Raw genomic sequence first — 24451 nt, 5'->3', positions numbered from 1 at the left:
GAGCATGGGGGCATGGGCATCAATCACGGCCACCCGACCGGAACGCGATTCGACGGGGTCAGTGTGCGCGGGGCGCGCGAGCACAATCTCCGTGACGTCGACGTCGACATCCCGCGCGACGCACTCGTGGCCTTCACCGGCGTGTCGGGATCGGGCAAGAGCTCGCTCGCCTTCGGCACCGTCTACGCCGAGGCGCAGCGCCGGTTCTTCGAGTCGGTCGCCCCCTACGCGCGGCGCCTCATCGACCAGGTGGGCGCGCCCGACGTGGATTCGATCGACGGTCTGCCGCCCGCGGTGGCTCTTCCCCAGCGTCGCACGGGCGGCAGCGCGCGCTCGACGGTCGGCAGTGCGACGACGGTCGCGAACGTCGTGCGCATGCTGTTCTCCCGGGTGGGGACCTACCCGGCCGGGGCACCGATGCTGCTGGCGGAGGACTTCTCGACGAACACCGTGCAGGGCGCCTGCCCGGCCTGCCACGGCCTCGGTCGCATCTACGACGTGCCCGAAGACCTGATGGTGCCCGACGACTCGCTGTCGATCCGCGACCGGGCCCTGGCGGCCTGGCCGACCGCCTGGCACGGCAAGCAGCTCCAGGACAGCCTGATCTCGCTCGGCTACGACATCGACGTGCCCTGGCGGGACATCCCTCGTGACCGACGGGACTGGGTGCTCTTCACCGAGGAGTCGCCGCAGGTGCCCGTGTTCACCGACCGCTCGCCCAGCGAGGTGCGGAAGGCGGTGGCCGCGGGGGAGGACCCGAGGTACATGAGCACGTTCCTCGGCGTCAAGCGCTACGTGCTCGACACCTTCGCGAACTCCAAGAGTGCGCGGATGCGCCAGCGGGCCGCCGAGTTCATGGTCAGTGTGCGGTGCCCGGCCTGTCACGGCAAGCGGCTCAAGCCGGAAGCCCTGGCCGTCACCTTCGAGGGCGCCGACATCACCGAGATCTCGTCGATGCCGCTGGGTGAGGTCGCCCGCCTGATGGAGGCCGTGCTGCTCCCGGGGTGGCGATCGGCGCCGCAGGGCGATGGAGGCGGTGAGCAGCCGGAGCTCGCTCCGGAGAAGCGGCTCGCCGCCCAGCGCCTCGCCTCCGAACTGCTGGGCCGGCTGTCGCCGATCATCGACCTCGGTCTCGGCTATCTCACCCTCGATCGCACGACGATGACACTGTCGTCGGGGGAGCTCCAGCGGATGCGGCTGGCGACCCAGGTGCTCTCGCGCCTGTTCGGTGTGGTGTTCGTGCTCGACGAACCGTCGGCCGGGCTCCACCCCGCCGACACCGAGGCGCTGCTGCGCATCCTCCGGAGCCTCCGCGACTCGGGCAACACGGTCTTCTACGTCGAGCACTCGCTCGACGTCATCCGGGAGGCGGACTGGATCGTCGACATCGGTCCCGGGGCGGGCACGGCCGGGGGCACCGTCGTCTACTCCGGCCGGATCGAGGGTCTCCGCGAGGTGGAGGCATCCGTCACCCGCCGCTACCTCTTCGGCGACCCGGGCCCGGAGGCGGCACCGGCCGGGGAGCGTCGGCGTCGCAGCGGTGACGCGCAACTCGTCCTTCGCGATGTCAGGCGGAACAACCTGGCGGATGTCTCGGTGGCCTTCCCCCTGGGGGCCTTCACGGCCATCACCGGTGTGTCCGGGTCCGGCAAGTCGACGCTGATCAACCACGGCATCCCCGACCTCCTGCGTGCCGACCTCTCCAGCGTCGCCGACGAGGTCGAGGCGGATGCGGAGCCGGCCCTGGAGGATCCGCTGGTCTCCGGGTCGCCGACGACGACCTCCGGCCACGCCTCAGGGCCGGCGGATCGCCTCCGCCGGATCGTGCAGGTGACGCAGAAGCCGATCGGACGCACCCCGCGCTCGAACGTGGCCACCTACACGGGCGTCTTCGACCAGATCCGCAGCCGCTTCGCCGCCGTGCCCGAAGCGCGCCGGCGCCATTACGGCGCCAGCCGGTTCTCGTTCAACCTCCCGAGCGGCCGGTGTCCCGTCTGCAAGGGCGAGGGCATGATCGAGGTCGAGCTGCTGTTCCTGCCCACCGTGCACGCGCCGTGTACCGCCTGCGCGGGCACGCGGTACAACGCCGAGACGCTGGAGATCCGGCTGCGTGGCAAGACCGTCGCCGACGTGCTCGCGATGAGTGTGGGCGACGCGCGCGAGTTCTTCGACGGCGACACCGAGGTGCTGCAGCATCTCGACGCGCTCCTGGACGTCGGTCTCGGCTACATCTCCCTCGGCCAGTCGGCCACGGAGCTCTCCGGCGGTGAGGCGCAACGCGTCAAGCTGGCGTCCGAACTCCGCCGTGCCCAGCGCGGCGACACCCTCTACCTGCTCGACGAGCCGACATCCGGACTGCATCCGGCCGATTCCGATCGTCTGATCGGGCACCTGCAGCGACTCGTCGACGGCGGCAACACCGTCATCGTCGTCGAGCACGACATGCGCGTGGTCGCCGAAGCCGACTGGGTCATCGACCTCGGACCGGGAGCGGGGGATGCCGGCGGGCAGGTGATCGCCGAGGGCACGCCGGAGGAGGTCGCCGCCGACACGGCGAGCCTGACGGCGCCGTTCCTCAAGGCCGCCCTGGTGGGCCGAAAAGTCAGTGCTCCTTCTTGATCACGAAGTAGGAACCGCGGATCGTGCCGGCGAGCTTGGACTTCTGGCGCGCGAACTTGAATTTGTCGGCGAGCTCCTCGGGCACCTCCATGCCGTCGGAGAGCTTGAAGCCGACCGCGCGCTTGCCCCCGTCCTCCAGGCTGTACAGCACGTTGATCGAGAGGCCGCTCTCGTAGAACACGTACGACCAGCGGGTGCCCTCCACCACGAACTCGGTCGCCTCCAGCGGCGTGGAGGCGATCACGAGATCGCGTTCGTCCTTCATGATGCCGTGCACCCATTCGATGATGTCCCCGGCCTCGCTCGCGGGTTCCGTGGTGAACACGTGGTCGTACTTGTTCTTGAAGTAGCGCGCCTCGTTGGCGCGGAGACCGGCGAGGGCGTCGACCACGGGCGACGACTCCAGCCCGACCGGGGACACGGTGACGAAGTCCACGACGTACGACATGATGCAGTCCTTCCACGACCCGCGAGTGCGGCTCTGGCTTCAAATGTAGCGAGCAGCCCCGCTCAGGTCTTCTCCGAAACTGCTCGATCGCCCGTCCACGGCGACATCGGGGTCGGACGACGGTGATCTAATGGAGGGACACCGAAAACGACGTATGAGGCTGCTGTGACGATTGACCTGGACCACCCGATCGACCTGGACCACCCGATGAGTTCGGCGACACTGGAGGAGGCGGAGGTCGAACGGATCCGCGCCGACTTCCCGATCCTGTCGCGGTCGGTGAACGGGCATCCGCTGGTCTACCTCGACTCCGGCGCCACCTCGCAGAAACCGCAGAGCGTGATCGACGTCGAGCGGGCCTACTACGAGGAGAGCAACGCGGCCGTGCACCGCGGCGCGCACACCCTCGCCGGTGAGGCCACCGAGCTGTTCGAGAACGCCCGCGCCACGGTGGCCCGCTTCGTGGGGGCGGGGGACGACGAGATCGTCTGGACCTCCAACGCCACCGAGGGCATCAACCTGATCGCGTACGGGATGTCGAACGCCACCGCGGGGCGCGGCGGGGCGGCCGCCGAGCGGTTCCGGCTGGGCGCGGGCGACGACATCGTGGTCACCGAGCTCGAGCACCACGCGAACCTCGTGCCCTGGCAGGAGCTCGCCCTGCGTACGGGTGCCACGCTCAAGGTGATCGGCCTCGACGACGACGGGCGCCTCCGCCTCGACGAGGCCGCGCAGCTGATCGGGCCGCGCACGAAGGTCGTCGCCTTCGCGCACGTCTCCAACGTCCTCGGTGCCGTGAACCCGGTGGCCAAGCTGGTCGCGCTCGCGCACGCGCACGGTGCCCTCGTGGTGCTCGACGCCTGCCAGTCGGCCCCGCACATGCCGCTGAACCTGCGCGAGCTCGACGTCGACTTCGCCGTCTTCTCCGGCCACAAGATGCTCGGGCCCACCGGGGTCGGCGTGCTCTACGGGCGCTCCGAGCTGCTGAACGCGCTGCCGCCGTTCCTCACCGGCGGATCGATGATCACCACGGTCGGGCTCACCGAATCCGAGTTCCTGCCCGCGCCCATGCGGTTCGAGGCGGGCACCCAGCGCGTGTCGCAGGCGATCGCCCTGGCGAACGCGATCGACTACCTCTCCGCCGTGGGCATGGCGCAGATCAACGGCTGGGAGGCCACCCTCGGCCGCCGCCTCTACGACGGGCTCTCCGCGATCCCGGGCGTGCGCGTGCTCGGCCCGGCCGGCGCGCCCGCGGGCGCCGAGGGCATCGAGCGGGTCGGTCTCGCCAGCTTCGTGGTCGACGGGGTGCACGCGCACGACGTGGGCCAGTTCCTCGACGACCGCGGCATCGCTGTGCGGGTCGGCCACCACTGCGCCCAGCCCGTGCACCGCCGCTTCGGCATCACCGCGACCACCCGCGCGAGCGCCTACCTCTACAACACGAACGCCGACGTCGATGCGGCGATCGAGGCCGTGGCCGAGGTCCGATCCTTCTTCCGGGTCGCCTGATGGCCTCGCGCGAGCTCGCAGGGCTCTACCAGCAGGTCATCCTCGACCATGCCAAAGAGAAGCACGGCTACGGGCTGCGGGATGCGGCATCCGGAACCTCGCACCAGATCAACCCCACCTGCGGCGACGAGGTCACCCTGAACGTGCATCGCGGCGAGGCGGGACGGATCGCCTCGATCAGCTGGGAGGGCCAGGGCTGCTCCATCTCCACGGCCTCGGCCTCGCTGCTGGCCGACCTGGTCGACGAGCTCTCGGCCGAGGAGCTGGAGCAGCGGATCGGCGCGTTCCGCGAGCTGATGCAGTCCAAGGGCGCCCTCGAGGGCGACGAGGAGCTGCTCGGCGACGCGGTCGCGCTCGGCGGCGTCTCGCGCTACATCACCCGCATCAAGTGCGCGATGCTTCCGTGGGTGGCGCTCGAAGACGCCCTGGCGCAGGGCTGACTGCGCCCTAGACTGCGAGCGTGACCTCAGCAGCCGAGCACCACGGAGCCGAACGCCGACGCCTCAGCGAGGCGGACGAGCAGTCCTCCCGCACCGGCAAGGTCACCGGCGGTGACTGGCGCGACTGGGGGCCCTACCTGGCCGAGCGCGCCTGGGGAACGGTGCGCGAGGACTACAGCGCCGACGGCGATGCCTGGCGCTTCTTCCCGCACGACCACGCCCGCTCCCGCGCCTACCGCTGGAACGAAGACGGCATGGCCGGCTTCTGCGACCGCGACCAGAGCTGGTGCCTGGGCCTCGCCCTCTGGAACGGCGCCGACCCCATCCTGAAAGAGCGGATGTTCGGACTCTCCGGCCCCGAGGGCAACCACGGCGAAGACGCGAAAGAGTACTGGTGGTACCTCGACGGCACCCCCACGCACTCCTTCCAGCGCTGGCGCTACCACTACCCGCAGGCGGCGTTCCCCTACGAGCAGCTGATCGAGGTGAACGGATCCCGCTCGAAGGACGAGGGCGAGTTCGAGCTCGTCGACACCGGCGTCTTCGACGAGGGCCACTACTGGGTCGTCACCGTCGACTACGCCAAGGCCGGCCCGCACGACCTCACGATGACGATCACGCTCGAGAACGCCGGGCCCGACGCGGCGACGCTGCACGTGCTGCCGAGCTTCTGGTTCCGGAACGTGTGGTCGTGGGAGCTCGACCCGGCGCCGAAGCCCGTCGTTCGCGCCCACGACGGCGGCATGCTCGCGCACCGGCCGGGCGCCGACGACCTGGTGCTGCGGATGCTCGGGGACGACGACTCCCCGGTCGAGATGCTGTTCTGCGAGAACGAGAGCAACCTCGCGAAGCTGTTCGGTGGCGCCACATCGCAGACGCCGTATCCGAAAGACGGCATCAACGACCACGTCATCACCGGCGCGCCCACTGTCAACCCGGACCGGGAGGGCACGAAGGCCGCCTTCCACCAGGCCGTGACCGTGCCGGCGGGGGAGCAGCGTGTCATCCGGCTGCGTCTCAGTGCGGTTCAGGATGCCCCGGAGGCGGCGTCGGCGTTCGAGGACGCCGAGGCCGTGCGATCCCTCCGCGAGGCCGAGGCTGATGCGTTCTACGCCGGTGTCATCCCGACCGAGGCGAGCGACCAGGAGAAGGCCGTCGCCCGCCAGGCCTTCGCCGGCCTCACCTGGTCGAAGCAGTTCTACCACTTCGACGTGCGCCGCTGGCTCGACGGCGACCCCACCTCCCCGCCGCCGCCCGCCGGGCGCCCGGGCGTGCGCAACGGCGACTGGCGGCACCTCTCCGGTCACGACGTCATCCTGATGCCCGACCCCTGGGAGTACCCGTGGTTCGCCGCCTGGGACCTCTCGTTCCACTGCGTCACGATGGCGCACATCGACCCCGAGTTCGCCAAGGCGCAGCTCGTGCTGATGCTGCGCGAGTGGTACATGCATCCGAACGGCCAGCTGCCGGCCTACGAGTGGGACTTCGGCGACGTGAACCCGCCCATCTCGGCCTGGGCGGCGCTGCGGGTGTTCGAGATCGACGGATCGCGCGACTTCCACTTCCTCGGCCGCACCTTCCACAAGCTGCTGATGAACTTCACCTGGTGGACGAACAATAAGGACCACGGCGACAACAACCTGTTCGAGGGCGGGTTCATGGGCCTGGACAACATCGCGCCGCTGGACCGCTCGACGCTGCCACCCGAGGTGGGCGTGCTCGAGCAGGCCGACTCGACGGCGTGGATGGCGACCTACGCGCTGCACCTGCTCGACATCGCGCTGCTGCTGAGCGACCACGACCTCGCCTACCAAGACGTGGCGACGAAGTTCTTCGAGCACTTCCTGGCCATCGCGGGCTCGGCCAACGACGCCGGGCTGTGGGACGACGAGGATGCGTTCTACTACGACATGCTGCACCTGGCCGACGGGCGCGTGGTGCCGATGAAGGTGCGTTCACTGGTGGGCCTGGTTCCCGTGGCGGCCGCGCTGGTGTACGTGCGCGAGCAGGATGGGCGGCTCGCCGAGTTCGTGATGCGCGGGCTCGCGTACCTCGAGCGCAACCCCTCGCTGGCGAAGTTCGTGCAGGTGCGCAGCGTGGACGAGGGCGGCGAGGTGACGAGCCTGCTCGCCCTGGTCGAGCCCGAACGGCTCGAACGGGTGCTCGCGAAGGCGCTCGATCCCGAGGGGATGCTCTCGCCGCACGGCATCCGGGGCATCTCCGCCTGGCATCGCGAGCATCCGTTCCGGGTGGAGGTCGACGGCGTCGAGGCGGTCGTCGACTACGAACCGGGGGAGTCCACCTCCGGACTGTTCGGCGGCAACTCGAACTGGCGCGGGCCGGTGTGGTTCCCGCTGAACGTGCTGATCATCGAGTCGCTGCGCGGCTACGACTCGAGCCTGGGGGAGCGGCACACGGTCGAGTACCCGGCCGGATCGGGGCGGCAGCACAGCTTCGGCGAGATCGCCGACGACCTCTCGAAGCGGCTGATCTCGCTCTTCGTCGAGCCCGCAGGCGGCGGACCACGACCCTCGGATGCCCGCTATCCGCTGCTCTCGACGGATCCGCGGTGGCGGCACAACATCGCCTTCTACGAGTACTTCCACGGCGACACCGGGCAGGGGCTCGGCGCCTCGCACCAGACCGGGTGGACCGCGCTGGTGGCCCACCTCATCGTCACGCGACGGCCGTCCTGATCATGCGCCGGCCAGGGCGGCCCGCCGACTCCGAGCCGGGAGCGCCAGGATGACCAGGCCCGCGGCGAGCACGATCAGACCCGCCACCGCCTGACCCGAGAGCAGCTCGCCGAGCACGAGCGTTCCGAGCACGGTCGCCGTCAGCGGTTCGGCGAGGGTGAGCGTGGAGACCGTGGCGGCCGGCAGGCGCGCGAGTCCCCAGCCGAACAGCAGGTAGGCGAGGGCGGTGGTGACCACGCCGAGCCAGAGCGCCATCGCGAGGCCCTCGGGAGTGGTGAGCCACGAGGCGTCGCCCGCGAGCAGCAGCGGGATGCTGCCGAGCGCGGCCACGCCGAACACGGTGCCCATCGTGGGGGTGGCGCCCCAGCCGCGCTGCAGCAGCGCCTTCGCAGCGAGGGTGTAGACGGCGTACGAGGCGCCGGCGCCGAGGGAGGCGAGGATGCCGGGCGGGCTGATGGAGCCCGAGCCGCCCTCGGCGCCGCTCCCCAGCAGGCCGCTGATCAGCGTCACGCCCGCCGTGGCGACGACCGTGGCGATCAGCCAGCGGCGGCCGGGGAAGCGCCGGTGCAGCGCCCAGTCGAGCAGGCCCGTGAGCACGGGCGCCGATCCGAGGGCCACGACCGTGCCCACCGCGACCCCGTTCGCGCTCGTCCCGGCGAAGAACGCGGGCTGGTAGGCGAGCACGCCGAGCGCGCCGACGGCGACCAGGAGCCAAGAGGGGAGGCGCCGCGTCGAGGCCCGGCCGGTTCGCGACGCAGCAGGCGTGGGCGACCGGAGCCGCAGCACGATCGCGACGACCCCGAGCAGGCCGCCGCCGATCAGGATGCGCGCCGCACCCACCGACCCGGCACCCGCCTCGGTGGGCCCGAACGCCTGGGCCGTGCCGGTGGTGCCGAACGCGATCGCGGCGAGGAGCACGGCGAAGACGGGCAGCATCCGGCAATTGTTACACAATATCGGGAAGCGCCGTCGAACCGCCTCAGGCCGGGAACGCCTCTGACGTGCCGATCGCGACCACGGCGGCCAGTGCCACCAGGGCGATGGCGCCGAAGACCACCGCCATCAGCAGCAGGCGCGTGCGCAACCGCCGCACGAGCAGCCGGATCTCGACCATCGCCACGTAGAGCAGCAGCAGGACGACGATGGCGAGCAGGGCGACGCCCCGTGAGTCGAGCTGTTGCATGGCCCAGAGCAGCACCACGCTGATGACCGTCATCAGGCCACCGGTCACCAACCAGATCGTGCCCGTGGAGGTTGTCAGCGACGACTGCGTGTTCATCTTCGTGGGATCGTCGTCGCGCATCCGTTGATCGCCTCCCGGCCGGCTCTGCCTTCGAGTGTACGGCGATCCGGATGCCGTGTTACGGCTGCATGCTGCGCTGTTTCGATTGCGTTAAGGCTTGTGATCTGCCCCCCGAATGCGGGTATTCTTCCACAAACGTTCACGGAGCAAGGGGAGAACCACGTGCACAGACGTCATCGGAGACTCGCAGCGATCGGTACCGGAACGGGGGTGATGATCGCCGCCGTCGTGGGGCTGGGTTCGCAAGCCGCCTTCGCCGTGGACCCCGACGATCTCGAGAGCCGCGTCACCGTCGCCGGAGTCACCGCCCACCTCGAGGCCCTGCAGTCGATCGCGGAGGCCAATGACGGCAACCGCGCGATCGGCACCGCGGGCTACGAGGCCAGCGGCGAGTACATCGAACAGGTGCTCACCGACGCCGGCTACGCGCCGGTGCGACAGGACTTCCAGGCCACCACGCAGGTGATCGACGCCTTCTCGATCACGTTGCTCGGCACCACCACCGACCTCGAGCCGCCGGCCGAGGGCGAGCCCGCCGAGCCCGAGCGAATCCCGATGGAGGGCACGACGGCCACGCCGGCCGAGGGCATCGTCGGCGCCGAGGTCAGCGTCCCGGTCACGCCCACCGGCTGCGACGCCGCCGAATGGGGCGGCACGGACGCCACCGGCACGGTCGCCGTGGTGAGCCGTGGCGTCTGCGCCTTCTCCGAGAAGTCGCTCGCGGCCGCCGAGGCCGGTGCCGTAGCGATCCTGGTCTACAACAACGAGGACGGGCCGCTGAGTGGCACGTTGGGCGAGCAGTCGCCCGAGTTCGTGCCCTCGGTCGGCATCACCCAGAGCGAGGGCGCCGCCGTGCTGGCCGCGCTCGAGGCGGGCGATCCGGTCACCGTCGACCTGCAGCTGCAGGAGACCACCACCACGGTCGACACCTTCAACATCATCGCCGAGACGCCCACGGGCGACCCGACGAACGTGGTCATGCTGGGGGCGCACCTCGACTCGGTGCCCGAGGGTCCCGGCATCAACGACAACGGCAGCGGATCGGCCGCCATCCTCGAGACCGCGGTGCAGCTGGCCGCGTCCGGCCCGCTGAACAATCAGGTGCGCTTCGCCTGGTGGGGCGCCGAGGAGGTGGGCCTGGTCGGCTCGACCCACTACGTCGAAGACCTGGCCGAGAACGACCCGGTGGTGCTCGACGAGATCGCGACCTACCTCAACTTCGACATGGTCGCCTCGCCGAACTACGTGATCAGCGTGTACGACGCCGACCAGTCGACGTATGAGGCGCCGGTCGAGGTGCCGGAGGGGTCGATCGCCACCGAGAAGGCGCTCACCGACTACTTCGACGCCTCGGGTCAGCCGTGGATCGACACGGCCTTCGACGCCCGCAGCGACTACGACGCCTTCATCACCTATGGAGTGCCGGCCTCGGGCCTGTTCACCGGAGCGGATGACGTGAAGACCGAGGAGGAGGTGGCGCTGTTCGGCGGCACGGCCGGCATCACGCACGACCCGAACTACCACTCGGCCGCCGACGACATCACGAACGTCAACCCCGAGGCGCTCGGCATCATGGTCGGCGCCATCGCCTCGGTCACCGGATCGCTTGCGAACGACACCTCGGCGATCAACGGCGTGCTGCCGCCGGTCGTCCCGACGCCGACGGCCACACCGGGGCCGACTCCGGCGCCGACGACCGGTCCGGGTGCCGCGGCTCCGGCCGGTTCCGGCCCCGGGTCGGAGCTGGCTGCGACGGGCTCCGGATCGGCGCCGATCGACCCGCTGCTGGTGCTGCCGATCGCCGTGCTGATGCTCGGCGCGGGAGTCATCGTGACGGTGCTGCGCCGGCGTGAGGGTGCGAGCGCGACGGCCGCACCGACGCGCGACCAGCACTCCGCCTAGCGGAGACAGCCGAAGGGCCCGCCCGGTTCGCGCCGGACGGGCCCTTCGTCGTTCTCACTTCCAGCTGCTCGTGTACGTGATGTCGCCGGAGGTGGGCAGGGTGTTCTGGCGGTTGCTGCCGGACTCCCAGACGACCTTGCCGGCCCCGTCGACCTTGATGAACTTGTACTCGATCGCGGTGCCGGCCGGCAGGCTCACGCGAACCGACCAGTCGGGGTAGCCGGCGCTGGAGAGGCGGATGGCCTTCGCCGGATCCCAGTTGCCGAGCGCCGGGATGCTACCGACCACGAACACGTTCTCGCCCCACACCGTGCTGGCGCGCTCGGTGAAGGTGGTGTCGATGGCACCGGCGTACCGAGCGGACACCAGGGCCGGGGTCTCGACGTTCCGGCCGGCACTGATCGAGTTGGCCAGCAGCACGTACTTCGCCATCGCCCAGGCCAGCGGGGCGGCCGAGTCGGTGGCTTCGCCCGGGGTGAAGTGGCCGAGCGCTGCGGAGTCCCACACCTGCTCGGGGATCAGGTACCCCTCGTTCGCCGCCGCGGCCATCGAGGCGAGGTAGGGCGCGCCGTCGCGGCCGTTCGCCACCTCGTACTGGCCGCGCTCGCCCGTGAGCACCGGCCAGGGCCGGCCGATGCCCCCGGCGGTGCCGTTGAAGGGCGATCCATCGGCGTGCTCGCCGTAGCCGTCTTGGTTGTAGCGGTACCACGCCGGGCCGGACGGCGTCGTGGTCTTGAGCGTGGAGTCCACCACGCCCACCGATGCCGCCACGACGAGGTCGTCGGCCGGCTTCACGCCGAGCGAGGTGAGCTCGAGGAAGCCGGCGTCGATCAGGTCGCGCGCGTCTTTCGAGCCGGCGCCGTTGGTGTCGTTCACGACCGAGCCGGTGTCGGGCTGCCCGATCGGGTCGATCCGCTCGTAGTGCGGTGTGGCGATCGTGCCGGTGTGCGTCACCGTCCACGACTCGATGCTCGCCTGCCAGAGGTCGGCGGTGTCGAGGTAGCGCTTCGCGGAGGCGGTGTCGCCGTTGATCCGGGCGATGTCGGCGGCGCTGACCAGCCCGGCGATCTCGGCCGCGATCGTGGACGGTGAGTACCCGGACTGCTCTTCCCAGCGCTCCTGCGGGGTGGACGGGCCGTGGGAGACCAGGTAGTCCATCGTGAGCTTGATCTTCACCCAGCGGGACGCATCCGTCGCCCCCAGTCGGCCGGCCAGCACGGCCGGGAAGGCGAACTCGTCGTACTGCAGGCCGTCGAGGCCGGTGCTCGAGCCGTCGGCCATCGAGTTGTGCGGGATGGAGCCGTCGGCCCTCTCCTGCACGGTGAGGATGTAGTCGAGCGCCCGGGTGGCCGCCGCGCGATCGCCTGCCACGAGCAGCGCCGACGCGGTGTTGTAGAGGTCTCGGGCCCAGACGGCGTGGTAGCCGGGCGTGGATCCGCTGTTGGCCTGCCCCCAGGGGGTGGAGAGCGAGGCGGCGAACGCGCCGCGGTGGGTCTTGTCCTCGTGCGCGCTCATGGCCATCAGGGCCACGTCGTACTGCTTCTGCAGCTCGGGGTCGCGCGTCACGCTCGAGGGGTCGGGCTTGAGGGTGGAGAACCAGCTCTGCCATCCGGTGCGGTAGGCGATCTCGCGGTCGCCGAAGCCGGCGGAGAGCGAGGCCTGCACCGTCGACACCGCGGCTGCGGCGCTCGTGCCGAACGAGAGCCCCAGGGCGAAGGTCGTGTCGCGGGCCACCGGGATCTCGGCGGTCTGCACCACATTGCCCGGCGTCGACGCGGTGGGGTACCGGCTGGAGAGTGTGTGGGCGTCGCGCAGCTGCACGAAGCCGTCGCTGGCCGATCCGCTGTAGCCGTTGGAGACGGAGCCGAACGGCACCGAGGAGGCCAGGGCCGAGGTGGTGCTGCCACCCCCGGTGGCGGTGAGTACCGGGGCCGAGGCCGGCCCGGAGACCGAGCCGGTGTCGTCGTTGCCGTTGCCGTCGATGGACGGGTTGAAGAGCACGAACAGGTGCAGCGGGGTGGTGCCGCTCAGCTGCTCGAACCGGGTGGCGATGAGCACCGAGGCTCGTGAGGAATCGGTGATGTAGGTCTTGGAGATGCGGTAGGAGCCGTCTTTCGCCGTGTCGACCTGGCGGTATTCCAGAGCGTGCGGATCGGCCAGCACGATCTGATGGGTGGTGTCGTCGCGTTCGACGCTCGTGCGCGAGCTGCCGTCGGTGACGATGAACTGCAGATCCGTCGTCTGCGGCCGGTCGATGCTGGGGTAGAAGATTTCGGTGGCCGTGCCGGCGCCGAGCGTGTACCAGACCTTCGAGTCGAGCGAGGTGGCGGTGCCGAGGCCCTGCTTCTGGCCACTGGTCCAGGTGGCGGCGACCCCGGGCGCACCGGGGGCGTCGCCCGGCGGCAGGGCCTGCGCGGGCGCGGCGAGGGCGAGGGTGCCGGTGACCGTGGCGGCGGCCACTGCGGCCGTGAGGATGACGCCGGCCGATCGGGGCCGGGGACTGCGGGTTCGGGGACTGCGGGTTCGGGGACTGTGGGTTCGGGGCATCGAGGGCGCTTTCGTGAGAGACCCGCGGCTCTGCGGGTGGAATGCACCTTAGCCGAATCCGGCTCGATAATGAAGAATCCTCGAGGAAACGGGACAGCTGTTCAGAACCGGGCCAGGCCGCTGCCGATGATCACAGTGCCGAGCACGAGCAGCACGAGAGTCGTGACGGTGGCGCTGTTGCCTTCGATCCAGACGCGGGTTTCCTCGAGCGGTCTGCGCATCCGGGCCGGATCGGCCACGGCGACGATGATGGGAGCGGCGAGCGTCGAGATGCCGAGCACCACGAAGATCGCGATGGCCACCACCGTCGAGCCGAGCGGCACGTTGCCCGCCGCGATCGCCACACCCGCGGTGATGGTGAGCAGCAGGTTCTTGGGTCGCAGCATGAGCACGAAGCCCACGCCCAGCGAAGGGATCGGCCCGAGGCTCGTGACCTTGGTCATCCAGGCGGGCGGGCCCTCGGTACGATCGGCGGCCAACGCCGCCAGGTCGTCGGCCTCGCTCGTGCCGGCCGGCGGCAAGGCTGCGGCCTCGCGGTGGCGGCGGCGGCGCGCGGAGCGCCAGCGGATCGAGGCCATCACGAGCAGAGCGGCGCCGAGCACCAGCTCGATCGTCGCGAACAGCGGGCTCTTCTGATCGGTGGAGACCGGCGGCAGCAACGAGGCGATGGCGGTGAACAACGCCGTCAGGCCGATCAGGCCGACCGTGGCGCCGATCAGGTAGGTCAGACTCGACCAGCGGCCGCGGGGCGAGAGCAGGATGAGCACCATCACCACGATCGGCACCGAACTCAGCGCCACGCCGAGCGCGAGCGGCAGGATGTGTCCGATGATCGCCGCCATGCCGCCAGTCTAAGAGGCTGCGGCACCGTCTCCCGTGCCCTCGGGCTCGCACCGGCCGCGTATCCTGGCGGGGTGACTCGGCCGCCGATGGGAGACAGCGCCCGGGGCGGCGCCCGCGACCGCGCGCTGGTCGGGCTGCTGCTCGTGCGCTTCGTGCGTGCGCGGTGGGGGTATCGCTTCCGCTCGCGGGCCCTACTGGACGCGTGGCAGAGGCGGCGCATCCGGAGCTTTCTGGCGCGTGACCTGCCGCGGGCGCCCTTCTACGCCGAGCGCACCTCGGCCACGCCGCGGCGTGCCCGACGGCTCGAGGCCTTGCCCGTGGTCGACAAGAGCGTGCTGCTCGAGCACTTCGACGCGCTCAACACGCGGGGAGTACGGCTCGCCGACGCCCTCGGCGTGGCGCTCGAGGCCGAGCACACCCGCGACTTCCGGCCGGTCGTGGCCGGCGACGTGACCGTCGGGCTCTCCAGCGGCACCTCGGGGCGGCGCGGTGCGTTCCTGGTGAGCCCGCGCGAGCGGATGCTCTGGGCCGGCACCGTGCTCGGCCGCACGCTGACCGGGCCGATGCTCGCCCGCCTCGTGCTCCCGTGGCGCCCGCCGCTGCGCATCGCCTTCTTCCTGCGCGCGGGCGGCAACCTCTACGAGTCGGTGGCGAGCTCGCGGGTGCGGTTCGGCTTCTTCGACCTCACGGAGCCGCTCGAGGTGCATCGCCGTGACCTCGCACGACTGGCCGCCGCGGGCCACGGCCCCGACATCCTCGTGGCGCCCGCCTCGGTGCTGCGCGCGCTCGCGCTGGCCGGCGACGGCGACGACGCGCCCGCTTCCGCGCTCGCTCCCGGGCTGGTGATCTCCGTGGCGGAGGTGCTCGAGCCCGACACGGCCGCCTTGATCCGGAGCGTCTGGGATGCGCCGCTGCGCCAGGTGTACCAGGCGACCGAGGGGCTGCTCGCCCTCACCTGCGAGGCCGGGGCGCTGCACCTGAACGAGGAGTCGGTGCACATCGAGCGGGAGTGGCTCGACGAGCAGCACACCCGCTTCACCCCGCTGGTGACCGACTTCGACCGGCGCACCCAGGTCATCGCCCGGTACCGCCTCGACGACGTTCTGCGGGTCGATCGCGCCGCACCCGAACGCTGCGCCTGTGGGCGGGTGACAGCGGTGATCGCGGCGGTCGACGGCCGCCACGACGCCGTGCTCCGGCTGCCCCACCTCGACGGCCGCCGCCTGGTGGACGTGTTCCCGGATGCCGTGCGCCAGGCTCTCATGCTCGGTTCGGAGTCGTATGCCGATTGGCGCATCCGTCAGCGCGGCCTCGACGTGCATCTCGCGCTCGACGTATCGGCCGACGACGGCGCCTCGCGGGCCGTGGCCGCGCTCGAGGCGTTGTTCGAGCGCTACGAATGCCGTGCAACAGTAGTGCTCGACGACTGGACGGAGCCCGAGCCCGGGGTGAAGGTGCGGCGGATCGTGCACGAGGAGGGCGCGCGGTGAGCGGCGAGCGGATGCCGCGCGCAGGCGCGGAACCGGACCCTGGCGCGGGCGCGCAGCCGGGGTGCCCGCGGTCGGCGCACCCCGTGGCGGTGCTCGTGACGGGCGCGTCGGGCTTCGTCGGTGGGGCCCTGCTCCGCAGGCTGACGGGCGACTCCGCCTTCGCGCCGCTCGGGATCGGACGCCGGGCGATCGACGACCCCTGCTACCGCGCGGTCGACCTGGCGGCTCCGGATGCGGCCCGTGCCCTCGGCGCGGCCTGGGCGGGCGCGCATCCGGGTGCGTCCGGCGGCCCGGCCGTGATCGTGCACGCCGCCGCGCACAGCTCGCCGTGGGGGAGCCGCGCCGAGTTCGAGCGCGCCAACGTCGACACCACCCGCGCCGTGCTCGACTACGCCCGCTCGCTGCCCCGCCCGCCGCGACTCGTGTTCATCTCCACGGCATCCGTTCTCTACCGGGCCCGCGACCAGGCGATGGTGCCCGACGACGCGCCCGCCGACGGGCCGTTCGTCAACGCCTACGCCGCGTCCAAACGGGCGGCCGAGCGGCTGGTGGAGCAGTACCCGGGTGAGTGGGTGGTGCTACGGCCGCGAGCGGTGTTCGGGCCGGGCGACACCACCCTGCTGCCCCGATTCGTGACGGCCGCCCGGGCGGGCCGGCTTCCCCGTATCCGGCCGCCACGGTCGGGTGCGGTGCTGTCGGATCTGGTGGTGATCGACACCCTGGTCGAGCATCTGGTGACCGCGCTGACCAGCCCCGCGCTGAACCGTCGCACGCTGACCGTCACCAACGGCGAGCCGGTGGCGCTGCAGCCGACCGTGTTCGGCCTGCTGGAGCGGATCGGGGTCGCGCTGCCCCGCCGCACGGTGTCCCGCCGGGGTGCGCTGTGGGCGGCCACGGTGGTCGAAGCGGCGTGGCGGATGCTGCGGCCGGGCAGCGAACCGCCGATCACGAGATACTCGGTGATCGTGTACGCCTTCACCAAGACCTTCGACGCCCGGCTGTGCCGCGAGCTGCTCGGCGCGCCCGCGGTGACGGTGGCCGAGGGGCTCGAGCGCGTCGTGGCCGAGAACCTCGAGCGCGTCGTGGCCGAGGCGCGAGCGGAGGGACTCGGATGAGCGTGCACCTCGACGCCCCGCCGATCCTGCGCTCCGAACGGGGTCCCGCGATGCACCGGACGGATCTGCCGATGTCGCGCATCGCCGGGATCGCCGTCTACCTGCCTCCCGAGACGCGCACGACGGCGGAGACCGAGGCGCGTCTGCGCGATCTCAACCCGGGCCTGAAGCCGCCCACCGGGCTGATCGCCCGACTCACCGGCGTCGAACGCGTGCACCTGCGCCCCGAGGGGTGGAACACCTCCGACCTCGCCGCCGAGGCCGGCCGCCGGGTGCTCGCCGAGTCGCCCGGCCCGGTCGACCTGCTGCTGTTCGCCTCCGCGAGCCAAGACATGATCGAGCCCGCCACCAGCCACATCGTCTCGGCGAAGCTCGGCCTCGGCTGCCCCGTGATGGACGTCAAGAACGCCTGCAACAGCGTGCTCAACGCGATGCAGGTGGCGGATGCCCTGATCGCGGCCGGCCAGTACCGCCGGGTGCTCATCGTCAGCGGTGAGCAGCCCTCCCACGCGGTGCGCTGGCGGCTCGAGAGCCCCGAGCAGTTCCTGCGCTCGTTCGCCGGGTACACGATGAGCGACGGCGGGGCGGCGGTGCTGCTGGAGCGCGTGCCGCATCCGGAGGCCGCGATGCAGCCGGACTCCCTGCCGCATCCGGGGTGCGAGCCGCCCGCCGGCCTCCTCGGCAGCCGTTTCGTGGCGCACTCCGAGCACTGGGCGGTCGGCACGCTGCCCACCGGCGGCTCGGTGAACCCGCACGCCGAGGGCGGTAGCTACTTCGACATGGACGGCGCCGCCCTGCAGAGCGCCTTCCGTGAACTCGGCGTGGGCCTCGTGCGCGACCTCGTCACGGGTCTCGGCCACGACATCGGCGAACTCGACTTCGTGGCCGTGCACCAGGTCGCCGCGTCGTACCACGACAGCATCGTCGAGGTGCTGGGCGTCGATCCGGCGCGCACCGTGCTGACCGTGGCCGAGCACGGAAACCTCGCCTCCGTCAGCCTGCCGCTGCAACTGCTGCGGGCGAGGGAGCGGGGGCTCGTCGGGCCCGGCAGCCTGATCGCGCTGGTGGGTCTGGCGGGCGGCATCTCGCTCGGCGCCATGGTGGTGCGGCTGTGAGCCTCGCCCCGGCGACTCCGGATGCGCCGGGCGCGGCCGCGCCGCCGCCCGCGCCCCGCGGTGCCGAGCGCCGCTGGGAGGAGCGCGTGCAGCGGGCCGCGCATCCGCTGGCCTACCCGCTGCTCGCGCGCATCCGACGGCCGGTGCTGCGGGTGCCCGGCGTGGGTGTGGTGGTGACGGATGCGGCGCTGCTGCGCGGCGTGCTGCTGGACACCGCCCGCTTCACCAAGACGGGCCCGGGGTCGCCCGCCGATCTCTGGACGCCCGTGCTCGGCCCCGCGGTGCTGCTGAACATGGAGGGCGTCGATCACGCGGCGCTCCGACGGCGGATCGGCCCCCTGTTCGCGCCCGCCTTCGTCTCCGCTCTCACCGAGGGCACGATCGGCGGCCAGGCCCGCGCGCTGACCGGGCGGCTGGTCGCGGGCGAGACGGTGGACCTGGTGGCCGAGGTGCGCGAGTACGCCGGGCAGGTCATCAGCCGCCTGGTGGGCCTGGACCGCGAGGTCGTGGGGGAGGAGCTCTTCGCTCGCATCTCGGCGATCACCGGCTTCGTGCGGCTCACCCGGCCGGGCTTCACACCGGCGCAGGTCGCGCAGGCGCGCGAGGTGCTCGACGAGCTCACCCGGCACGCCCGGGCGGCCTACAGGGCGGGCGGTGACACCGTGCCGGGCCGGATGCGCGAGCTCGGTCTCGGCGAAGACGAGGCGATGGGCGCGGTCGGCGCCTTCGTGCTGACCGGCACCGAGACGCTCGTCTCCTACCTCCCGCGCCTGGTCGCGGTGCTGGCCGACACGGGCTGGCTCGATCGGCTCGCGCACGATCGCGCTCTGGTCGATGCCGCCGTGGCCGAAGGGCTGCGCGTCACCACGCCCTCGCCCGTCATGCTGCGCAGCGTCGCCGCCGAGGCGACCGTCGGCCCGGTGCGGGTGGGACCGGGCGACCGGATGGTGCTGGCGACGTTCCTGGCCGACCGCGCGGCCGGATCCTTCGACCCGGTGGGCAATCCCGCCGCCTCGCTCAAGCAGCTCTGGTTCGGCGCGGGCGCGCACTTCTGCATGGGCGCCCCGCTCGCCCTGGCGCAGATCGGCGTGACCCTCAACGCCGTTCTCGACGCGGCTCGCGAGGCCCCGCTGCGCATCGTCGGACGGCGCGCGCAGCGCAGCACCCTCATTCCGGGCTACGCGCGCCTGTGCCTGGCCCGCCGGTAAAGTCGACAGCATGCGCGCACTGCTGTTCCACGACGTCCGATCCGTGTCGGTCGAGACCGTTCCCGATCCCGAGATCGAGCACTCCACCGATGCGATCGTGCGGGTGGTCGCCACTTGCGTCTGCGGCTCCGACCTCTGGTACTACCGGGGCGAGACCCCTCGCAAGGCCGGGTCGCGGGTGGGCCACGAGTTCGTGGGCGTCGTGGAGGCCATCGGCACCGACGTCGGCCATCTGAGCGTCGGCGACTTCGTGATCGCCCCCTTCATGTACAGCGACGGCGTCTGCGCGCACTGCGGGAACGGCATCACCTCCTCGTGCGTGCACGGCGGGTACTGGGGTGCCGGCGGGGTCGACGGCGGCCAGGGGGAGTACGTGCGCGTGCCCCAGGCCGACGGCACGCTCGTGGTGGTGCCCGGCGGGCGGCCCGACGACGCGCTCATCCCGCACCTGCTGGCCCTCAGCGACGTCTGCGGCACCGGCCACCACGCGGCTGTGGGCGCGGGCGTGCGGCCCGGCTCCGTCGTGGCGGTGGTGGGCGACGGCGCCGTGGGGCTCAGCGGGGTGCTGGCGGCCCGCCGGCTCGGTGCCGAGCGCATCCTGGCCCTCAGCCGCAACCCGGCCCGGCAGGCGCTGGCCACGGAGTTCGGGGCCACCGACCTGATCGAGGAGCGCGGCGAGGCGGCCGTGGAGGCCGTGCTCGAACTCACCGGCGGACTCGGGGCGGATGCGACGCTCGAGTGCGTGGGCACCGGCGAGTCGCTCAACACGGCGTTCGCGATCGCCCGGCCCGGGTCGCGCGTCGGCTTCGTGGGCGTGCCGCACGACGCCGAATTGCCGCTCTCGATCGCCTTCTACAACAACGTGGGCCTCGGCGGGGGAATCGCGCCCGTGCGGGCCTACATTCCCGAGCTGCTCGACGACGTGCTGGCCGGGAGCATCCTGCCCGGGAAGGTGTTCGACCTCGAGGTCGGCTTCGAGCAGCTTCCCGAGGGGTATGCGGCCATGGACGAGCGTCGCGCGATCAAGGCGATGGCACGACTGTGAGCGTGCGACTGTGAGCTTGGGACTGTGAGCGAGGGAGCAGCACGATGACCGAACATCAGGAGATCCTGCGGAGCGAGCCCGGCGACGTGGTGCAGGGCGAGATCGTTCCGGACGAGGCCGTGCGCGGGGAGCCCGGATTCGGGGTCGCCGTCGCGCAGTTCGCGCCTGGCCCCGACAAGGCCGCCAATCTCGCCACGATCGCCCGTCTGGCCCGCACTGCTGTGGCACGCGGCGCATCCCTCGTCGTCTTCCCCGAGTACTCCTCGTACTTCGTCGATCCGCTGGGCCCCGCTCTGGTGGAGAACGCCGAAGACCTGGGCGGCCCTTTCGTCACCGCACTGGCCGAACTCGCCACCGAGCTCGACGTACACCTGATCGCCGGGCTGGTCGCCCGCGGTACCGACGAGCGCCGTTTCCGCAACCTCCTGGTGGCCGTCTCGCCGGTCGAGGGCCTGGTCGCGAGCTACGGCAAGCTGCACCTCTACGACGCCTTCGGCGGGCGGGAGAGCGACTGGGTGGAGGCGGCCGAGATCGAGGAGCCACAGACCTTCTCGATCCTGGGTGTGACCGTCGGGATGCAGACCTGTTACGACATCCGGTTCCCCGAGGTGTCCCGCCGTCTCGTCGACGCCGGCGCCGACCTCATCGCGGTGCCGGCCGAGTGGGTGCGCGGCCCGCTCAAGGAGCACCACTGGCGAAGCCTCGTCACGGCGAGGGCCCTCGAGAACACCATCTACGTGGCCGCGGCCGACCAGACCCCGCCGATCGGCGTCGGCGCGAGCCTCGTCGTCGACCCGATGGGCGTCACCATCGCCTCCCTCGCCGAGCGTGAAGACGTCGCGGTGGCCTGGGTCGACCCCCGCCGCATCGACGAGGTGCGACAGGTCAACCCTGCGCTCGCCCTCCGCCGCTTCCGCGTCGAGCCGGTCTAGCGGGAGAGGCGGGAGAGCTGCGCGGCGGCCCGCTCGAGCACGTCGGTCTTCTTGCAGAAGGCGAAGCGCACGAGGGAGGAGTACTCCGCGGCCAGCTCGTCGTGGCAGAAGGCGCTGATGGGCACGCCGACCACGCCGGCCAGGGCCGGGAGCTCGCGGCACAGGGTCGCGGCATCCGGGTACCCGAGCGGGGCGGCATCCGCCACCACGAAGTAGGTGCCCTGAGGGATGGTGACGTCGAAGCCGGCCTTCACCAGCCCCTGGGAGAGCAGATCGCGCTTCGCCTCGAGGGTTGAGGCGATGCCCTCGAAGAAGGAGTCGGGCAGGCCGAGCCCCAGCGCCACGGCGGGCTGGAACGGCGCACCGTTCACATAGGTGAGGAACTGCTTCACGGCCAGGACGGCCGTCACCAGCTCGGGGGTCGAGACGATCCAGCCGATCTTCCAGCCGGTGGTGCTGAACGTCTTGCCGGCCGAGGAGATGGTGACCGTGCGCTCCCGCGCGCCCGGCAGGCTCGCCACGGGGATGTGGCCGACGCCGAAGGTGAGGTGCTCGTACACCTCGTCGGTGATGATGATCGCGTCGTGCTCGTGCGCGAGCTCGACCACCAGCTCGAGCGTCTCCAGCGGGAGCACCGTGCCCGTGGGGTTGTGCGGGTTGTTGATCAGGATGATGCGGGTGCGGTCGGTCACGGCGGCGCGCAGCTCGTCGTGGTCGGGCAGCAGGTCGGGGCGGCGCAGCGGCACGGTCTTGTGCACACCACGGGCCAGCGAGATCAGTCCGCCGTAGGCGTCGTAGAAGGGCTCGAGGGTCACCACCTCATCGCCGTCGTCGACCAGCGCCAGGATGGTCGCGGCGAGCGCCTCGGTGGCGCCGGCCGTGACGAGCACCTCGCGGTCGGGGTCGGCGCCGATGCCGTAGAAGCGCTGCTGGTGCGCGGCGATCGCCTCGCGCAGCACGGGCATGCCGATTCCCGGTGGATACTGGTTCACGCCGTCGGCGATCGCGCGGCGGGCGGCGTCGAGCACCTCGTGCGGGCCGTCCTCGTCGGGGAAGCCCTGGCCCAGGTTGATGGCCCCGGTGGAATTCGCCAGGCCGCTCATCTCGGCGAAGATGGTGGAGGCGATGCGCCCGTCGGGCGTGAGCAGGCCTGCTCCGCGCGCGGTGCGCTGCCAGGATCCGCTGATCGTCATGTTCTGGTGCTCCTCGGGTCGGTCCGCTCCGGTCGGGTCGGTCCGGGTTCCAACTTAGTGCCCCGGGCTGCGTCGGGCTTTGAGGGCTGAGTCATAAGCAGACGGCAGACTGCGTACAGCCCGTCCATAGAGAACCCTCAGCTTCGGTGAGGATGCTTGCGAGTGCTTGGAAGGAGCACCAACCCATGTCAGAGAGCACCGAGAACCACGACGGCACTCCCGCGGACGCCGAGGGCGCACAGCACGACGCCTCGTCCGAGGGTACGGCCGCGACCGAGCGCATCGACGCGCCCGTCGCCGAGACCACCCCCGTCGCCGAGACCACCCCCGTCGCGCCTGCCGCGACCGCGGAGACCACTCCGATCGCCGAGCCGGTCGCGCCGGTCACCCCCGCCTCCAGCACCCCCACCTCCGGCAACGACGCCACCACCGCGGTCGTCCCCCCGGCCTACCCCGCCGCCGAGCAGCCCGTGGCGCAGCCTCCCGTGCAGCCCGCCGCCCCGCAGTACCAGGCGCCGGCCCCGTACTACCCGCCGACCGCACCGCAGCAGCCCGTCGCGCAGCAGGCCCCGCACGGCCAGGCGGCCCCCCAGGCCCCCGTCGCCAACTACGGCGGCGGCTCCTTCGGCACCCCGCCGAACGGCACCCAGCCCTACGGCGCCGTGCCCGACCCGAACTTCAACTCGGCGCTCTACGCCGCATCCGGTGCCTACGCCAACCAGGCCACGGCCCCCAAGACTCCGAAGAAGCGCCGCGGCGGCGTCGCGCTCGTGGCCGCCCTCGCCATCGGCGCCCTGATCGGTGGCGCGTCCGGCGCCGGTGTCACCGCCTGGGTCGTGAGCCAGAACGGCGGCAGCACCAGCTCCACCGCCTCGAGCCCCACCAGCATCACCGTCAACAACCCCGACGACGCGAACGTGGTCACCGCGGTCGCCGCCAAGGCCTCGCCCTCGGTGGTCACCATCTCGGTCTCGGCCAGCTCGGCGGCCGGCACCGGATCCGGCGTGGTGCTCTCCGACGACGGCTACGTCGTCACGAACACCCACGTCGTCACCCTCGACGGCGAGACCGCGAGCCCCGACATCCAGGTGCAGACCAACGACGGCAAGATCTACAAGGCCACCGTCGTCGGCACCGACCCGGTCGCCGACCTCGCCGTGATCAAGCTGACGGATGCCTCCGGCCTCACCCCGATCGAGTTCGGCGACTCCTCCAAGCTCAACGTCGGCGACGTCACGATCGCGATCGGCGCCCCGCTCGGCCTCTCGGGCACGGTCACCAACGGCATCGTGAGCTCGCTGAACCGCTCGATCACGGTGGCCTCCTCGGCGGCCCCCGACGACACCGAGACCAACCCCACCCCGGACGACGGCAACGGCAACGGCGACCAGGGCCCGTACGACTTCTGGAACTTCGACATCCCGGGCCAGGGCGGCGACAGCCAGACCCAGACCCCCAGCACCCCGCAGTCGAGCATCTCGCTCTCGGTCATCCAGACCGACGCGGCGATCAACCCCGGCAACTCCGGTGGTGCCCTGCTCGACTCCGAGGGCAAGCTGATCGGCATCAACGTGGCGATCGCGAGCGCCGGCTCCAGCGACAGCAGTTCGCAGTCGGGCAACATCGGCGTGGGCTTCTCGATCCCGGCCAACCTGGTCAAGCGGGTCTCCGACGAGATCATCGCGAACGGCTCGGCCACCCACGGCCTGCTCGGGGCGACCGTGGGAGACGCGGCCTCGGCGGAGAACAGCACCACCGCGGGCGCCCTCATCCAGTCGGTCACCAGCGGGGGAGCCGCCGAGAAGGCGGGCCTGCAGGCCGGCGACGTGGTCACGGCCTTCAACGGCCTGCCCGTCACCGACTCGATCGACCTCACGGCGCTCGTGCGCACCCAGCCCGCGGGCGGCGAAGCGCAGCTCACCTACACCCGGGGCACGAGCTCCAAGACGGTGGACGTGACCCTCGGGCAGCTCGCCCAGTAGCGGACGAGCGCCCCTCGGGGCGTGAGAACGGGGCTGGTAGGCTCGTCGTCGCACTGCGCGACGG

General features: G+C 71.5%; 18 protein-coding genes. 12 read left to right on the top strand and 6 right to left on the bottom strand.

Going from position 1 to position 24451, the window contains the following annotated elements:
* The first annotated feature begins 12 nt into the window (after nt 1-12).
* Complete coding sequence (locus ACN4JJ_RS19200; protein WP_440711505.1) at nt 13-2619, top strand: excinuclease ABC subunit UvrA; 2607 nt, start codon at nt 13-15, stop codon at nt 2617-2619.
* Here ACN4JJ_RS19200 and ACN4JJ_RS19195 read toward each other — a convergent pair.
* A complete protein-coding gene (locus tag ACN4JJ_RS19195; protein WP_440711504.1) occupies nt 2603-3067 on the bottom strand; it encodes a DUF8821 family protein in 465 nt (154 codons plus the stop codon). The genes ACN4JJ_RS19200 and ACN4JJ_RS19195 overlap by 17 nt on opposite strands.
* A 207-nt stretch (nt 3068-3274) precedes the next feature.
* Between ACN4JJ_RS19195 and ACN4JJ_RS19190 the strand changes: the two genes are divergently transcribed.
* Genes ACN4JJ_RS19190 through ACN4JJ_RS19180 form a run of 3 tightly spaced genes read left to right on the top strand, consistent with a single transcriptional unit; the run spans nt 3275 to nt 7712 of the window.
* Nucleotides 3275-4576 (top strand): cysteine desulfurase, encoded by a 1302-nt coding sequence (locus tag ACN4JJ_RS19190; RefSeq protein ID WP_440711535.1) that lies wholly within the window; start codon nt 3275-3277, stop codon nt 4574-4576.
* A complete protein-coding gene (sufU, locus tag ACN4JJ_RS19185) occupies nt 4576-5016 on the top strand; it encodes a Fe-S cluster assembly sulfur transfer protein SufU (RefSeq protein WP_440711503.1) in 441 nt (146 codons plus the stop codon). Before ACN4JJ_RS19190 ends, sufU begins: the two co-directional genes overlap by 1 nt.
* Before the next feature lie 20 nt (nt 5017-5036).
* Nucleotides 5037-7712 carry an MGH1-like glycoside hydrolase domain-containing protein gene (locus ACN4JJ_RS19180; RefSeq protein ID WP_440711502.1) on the top strand — a complete coding sequence of 892 codons (2676 nt, stop codon included), beginning with the start codon at nt 5037-5039 and terminating at the stop codon, nt 7710-7712.
* Here the strand turns inward: ACN4JJ_RS19180 and ACN4JJ_RS19175 are convergent, their stop codons facing one another.
* Together ACN4JJ_RS19175 and ACN4JJ_RS19170 are read right to left on the bottom strand one after the other, a co-directional pair.
* Nucleotides 7713-8648 carry a DMT family transporter gene (locus ACN4JJ_RS19175; protein WP_440711501.1) on the bottom strand — a complete coding sequence of 312 codons (936 nt, stop codon included), beginning with the start codon at nt 8646-8648 and terminating at the stop codon, nt 7713-7715.
* Between the two features lie 43 nt (nt 8649-8691).
* On the bottom strand, nt 8692-9015 hold the full coding sequence (locus ACN4JJ_RS19170) for a hypothetical protein (protein ID WP_440711500.1): 324 nt from the start codon (nt 9013-9015) through the stop codon (nt 8692-8694).
* A gap of 162 nt (nt 9016-9177) precedes the next feature.
* Here ACN4JJ_RS19170 and ACN4JJ_RS19165 point away from each other — a divergent pair, with 162 nt between their 5' ends.
* Nucleotides 9178-10917, top strand: a complete 1740-nt coding sequence (locus tag ACN4JJ_RS19165) for a M20/M25/M40 family metallo-hydrolase (protein ID WP_440711499.1) — start codon at nt 9178-9180, stop codon at nt 10915-10917.
* A gap of 54 nt (nt 10918-10971) precedes the next feature.
* Here the strand turns inward: ACN4JJ_RS19165 and ACN4JJ_RS19160 are convergent, their stop codons facing one another.
* Entirely contained in the window at nt 10972-13377 is a 2406-nt protein-coding gene (locus ACN4JJ_RS19160; RefSeq protein ID WP_440711498.1) for a glycoside hydrolase family 15 protein, read from the bottom strand.
* Between the two features lie 188 nt (nt 13378-13565).
* Nucleotides 13566-14306 (bottom strand): GAP family protein, encoded by a 741-nt coding sequence (locus ACN4JJ_RS19155; protein WP_440711497.1) that lies wholly within the window; start codon nt 14304-14306, stop codon nt 13566-13568.
* Nucleotides 14307-14378: 72 nt separating this feature from the next.
* On the opposite strand from ACN4JJ_RS19155, the gene ACN4JJ_RS19150 reads away from it, so the two are divergent.
* From ACN4JJ_RS19150 to ACN4JJ_RS19125, 6 genes are all read left to right on the top strand, one after another.
* On the top strand, nt 14379-15797 hold the full coding sequence (locus ACN4JJ_RS19150) for a F390 synthetase-related protein (RefSeq protein ID WP_440711496.1): 1419 nt from the start codon (nt 14379-14381) through the stop codon (nt 15795-15797).
* A gap of 83 nt (nt 15798-15880) precedes the next feature.
* On the top strand, nt 15881-16912 hold the full coding sequence (locus ACN4JJ_RS19145; RefSeq protein WP_440711495.1) for an NAD-dependent epimerase/dehydratase family protein: 1032 nt from the start codon (nt 15881-15883) through the stop codon (nt 16910-16912).
* On the top strand, nt 16909-18027 hold the full coding sequence (locus tag ACN4JJ_RS19140) for a 3-oxoacyl-ACP synthase III family protein (RefSeq protein ID WP_440711494.1): 1119 nt from the start codon (nt 16909-16911) through the stop codon (nt 18025-18027). The genes ACN4JJ_RS19145 and ACN4JJ_RS19140 overlap by 4 nt, the downstream gene beginning before the upstream one ends.
* Nucleotides 18024-19235, top strand: coding sequence for a cytochrome P450 (locus ACN4JJ_RS19135; RefSeq protein ID WP_440711493.1), 1212 nt, complete (start codon nt 18024-18026; stop codon nt 19233-19235). Before ACN4JJ_RS19140 ends, ACN4JJ_RS19135 begins: the two co-directional genes overlap by 4 nt.
* A gap of 10 nt (nt 19236-19245) precedes the next feature.
* Nucleotides 19246-20280 (top strand): zinc-binding dehydrogenase, encoded by a 1035-nt coding sequence (locus tag ACN4JJ_RS19130; RefSeq protein WP_440711492.1) that lies wholly within the window; start codon nt 19246-19248, stop codon nt 20278-20280.
* A gap of 44 nt (nt 20281-20324) precedes the next feature.
* Nucleotides 20325-21212 (top strand): carbon-nitrogen hydrolase family protein, encoded by an 888-nt coding sequence (locus tag ACN4JJ_RS19125; RefSeq protein WP_440711491.1) that lies wholly within the window; start codon nt 20325-20327, stop codon nt 21210-21212.
* Here the strand turns inward: ACN4JJ_RS19125 and ACN4JJ_RS19120 are convergent.
* On the bottom strand, nt 21209-22405 hold the full coding sequence (locus tag ACN4JJ_RS19120; RefSeq protein WP_440711490.1) for an aminotransferase class I/II-fold pyridoxal phosphate-dependent enzyme: 1197 nt from the start codon (nt 22403-22405) through the stop codon (nt 21209-21211). The genes ACN4JJ_RS19125 and ACN4JJ_RS19120 overlap by 4 nt on opposite strands.
* A 185-nt stretch (nt 22406-22590) precedes the next feature.
* On the opposite strand from ACN4JJ_RS19120, the gene ACN4JJ_RS19115 reads away from it, so the two are divergent.
* Entirely contained in the window at nt 22591-24387 is a 1797-nt protein-coding gene (locus ACN4JJ_RS19115) for a S1C family serine protease (RefSeq protein WP_440711489.1), read from the top strand.
* Nucleotides 24388-24451: the final 64 nt, after the last annotated feature.

The sequence above is a fragment of the Herbiconiux dendrobii genome, from assembly GCF_052048175.1.
Classification (GTDB): Bacteria; Actinomycetota; Actinomycetes; order Actinomycetales; family Microbacteriaceae; genus Herbiconiux.
This window is presented reverse-complemented; position numbering and strand designations above follow the sequence as displayed.

What these genes read in the sequence shown, in the direction of transcription:
- ACN4JJ_RS19200 (WP_440711505.1), top strand. Translation starts at nt 13, where the DNA reads ATGGGCATCAATCACGGCCACCCGACCGGAACGCGATTCGACGGGGTC.
- ACN4JJ_RS19195 (WP_440711504.1), bottom strand. Translation starts at nt 3,067, where the DNA reads ATGTCGTACGTCGTGGACTTCGTCACCGTGTCCCCGGTCGGGCTGGAG.
- ACN4JJ_RS19190 (WP_440711535.1), top strand. Translation starts at nt 3,275, where the DNA reads ATGAGTTCGGCGACACTGGAGGAGGCGGAGGTCGAACGGATCCGCGCC.
- sufU (WP_440711503.1), top strand. Translation starts at nt 4,576, where the DNA reads ATGGCCTCGCGCGAGCTCGCAGGGCTCTACCAGCAGGTCATCCTCGAC.
- ACN4JJ_RS19175 (WP_440711501.1), bottom strand. Translation starts at nt 8,648, where the DNA reads ATGCTGCCCGTCTTCGCCGTGCTCCTCGCCGCGATCGCGTTCGGCACC.
- ACN4JJ_RS19170 (WP_440711500.1), bottom strand. Translation starts at nt 9,015, where the DNA reads ATGCGCGACGACGATCCCACGAAGATGAACACGCAGTCGTCGCTGACA.
- ACN4JJ_RS19155 (WP_440711497.1), bottom strand. Translation starts at nt 14,306, where the DNA reads ATGGCGGCGATCATCGGACACATCCTGCCGCTCGCGCTCGGCGTGGCG.
- ACN4JJ_RS19140 (WP_440711494.1), top strand. Translation starts at nt 16,909, where the DNA reads ATGAGCGTGCACCTCGACGCCCCGCCGATCCTGCGCTCCGAACGGGGT.
- ACN4JJ_RS19130 (WP_440711492.1), top strand. Translation starts at nt 19,246, where the DNA reads ATGCGCGCACTGCTGTTCCACGACGTCCGATCCGTGTCGGTCGAGACC.
- ACN4JJ_RS19125 (WP_440711491.1), top strand. Translation starts at nt 20,325, where the DNA reads ATGACCGAACATCAGGAGATCCTGCGGAGCGAGCCCGGCGACGTGGTG.
- ACN4JJ_RS19120 (WP_440711490.1), bottom strand. Translation starts at nt 22,405, where the DNA reads ATGACGATCAGCGGATCCTGGCAGCGCACCGCGCGCGGAGCAGGCCTG.
- ACN4JJ_RS19115 (WP_440711489.1), top strand. Translation starts at nt 22,591, where the DNA reads ATGTCAGAGAGCACCGAGAACCACGACGGCACTCCCGCGGACGCCGAG.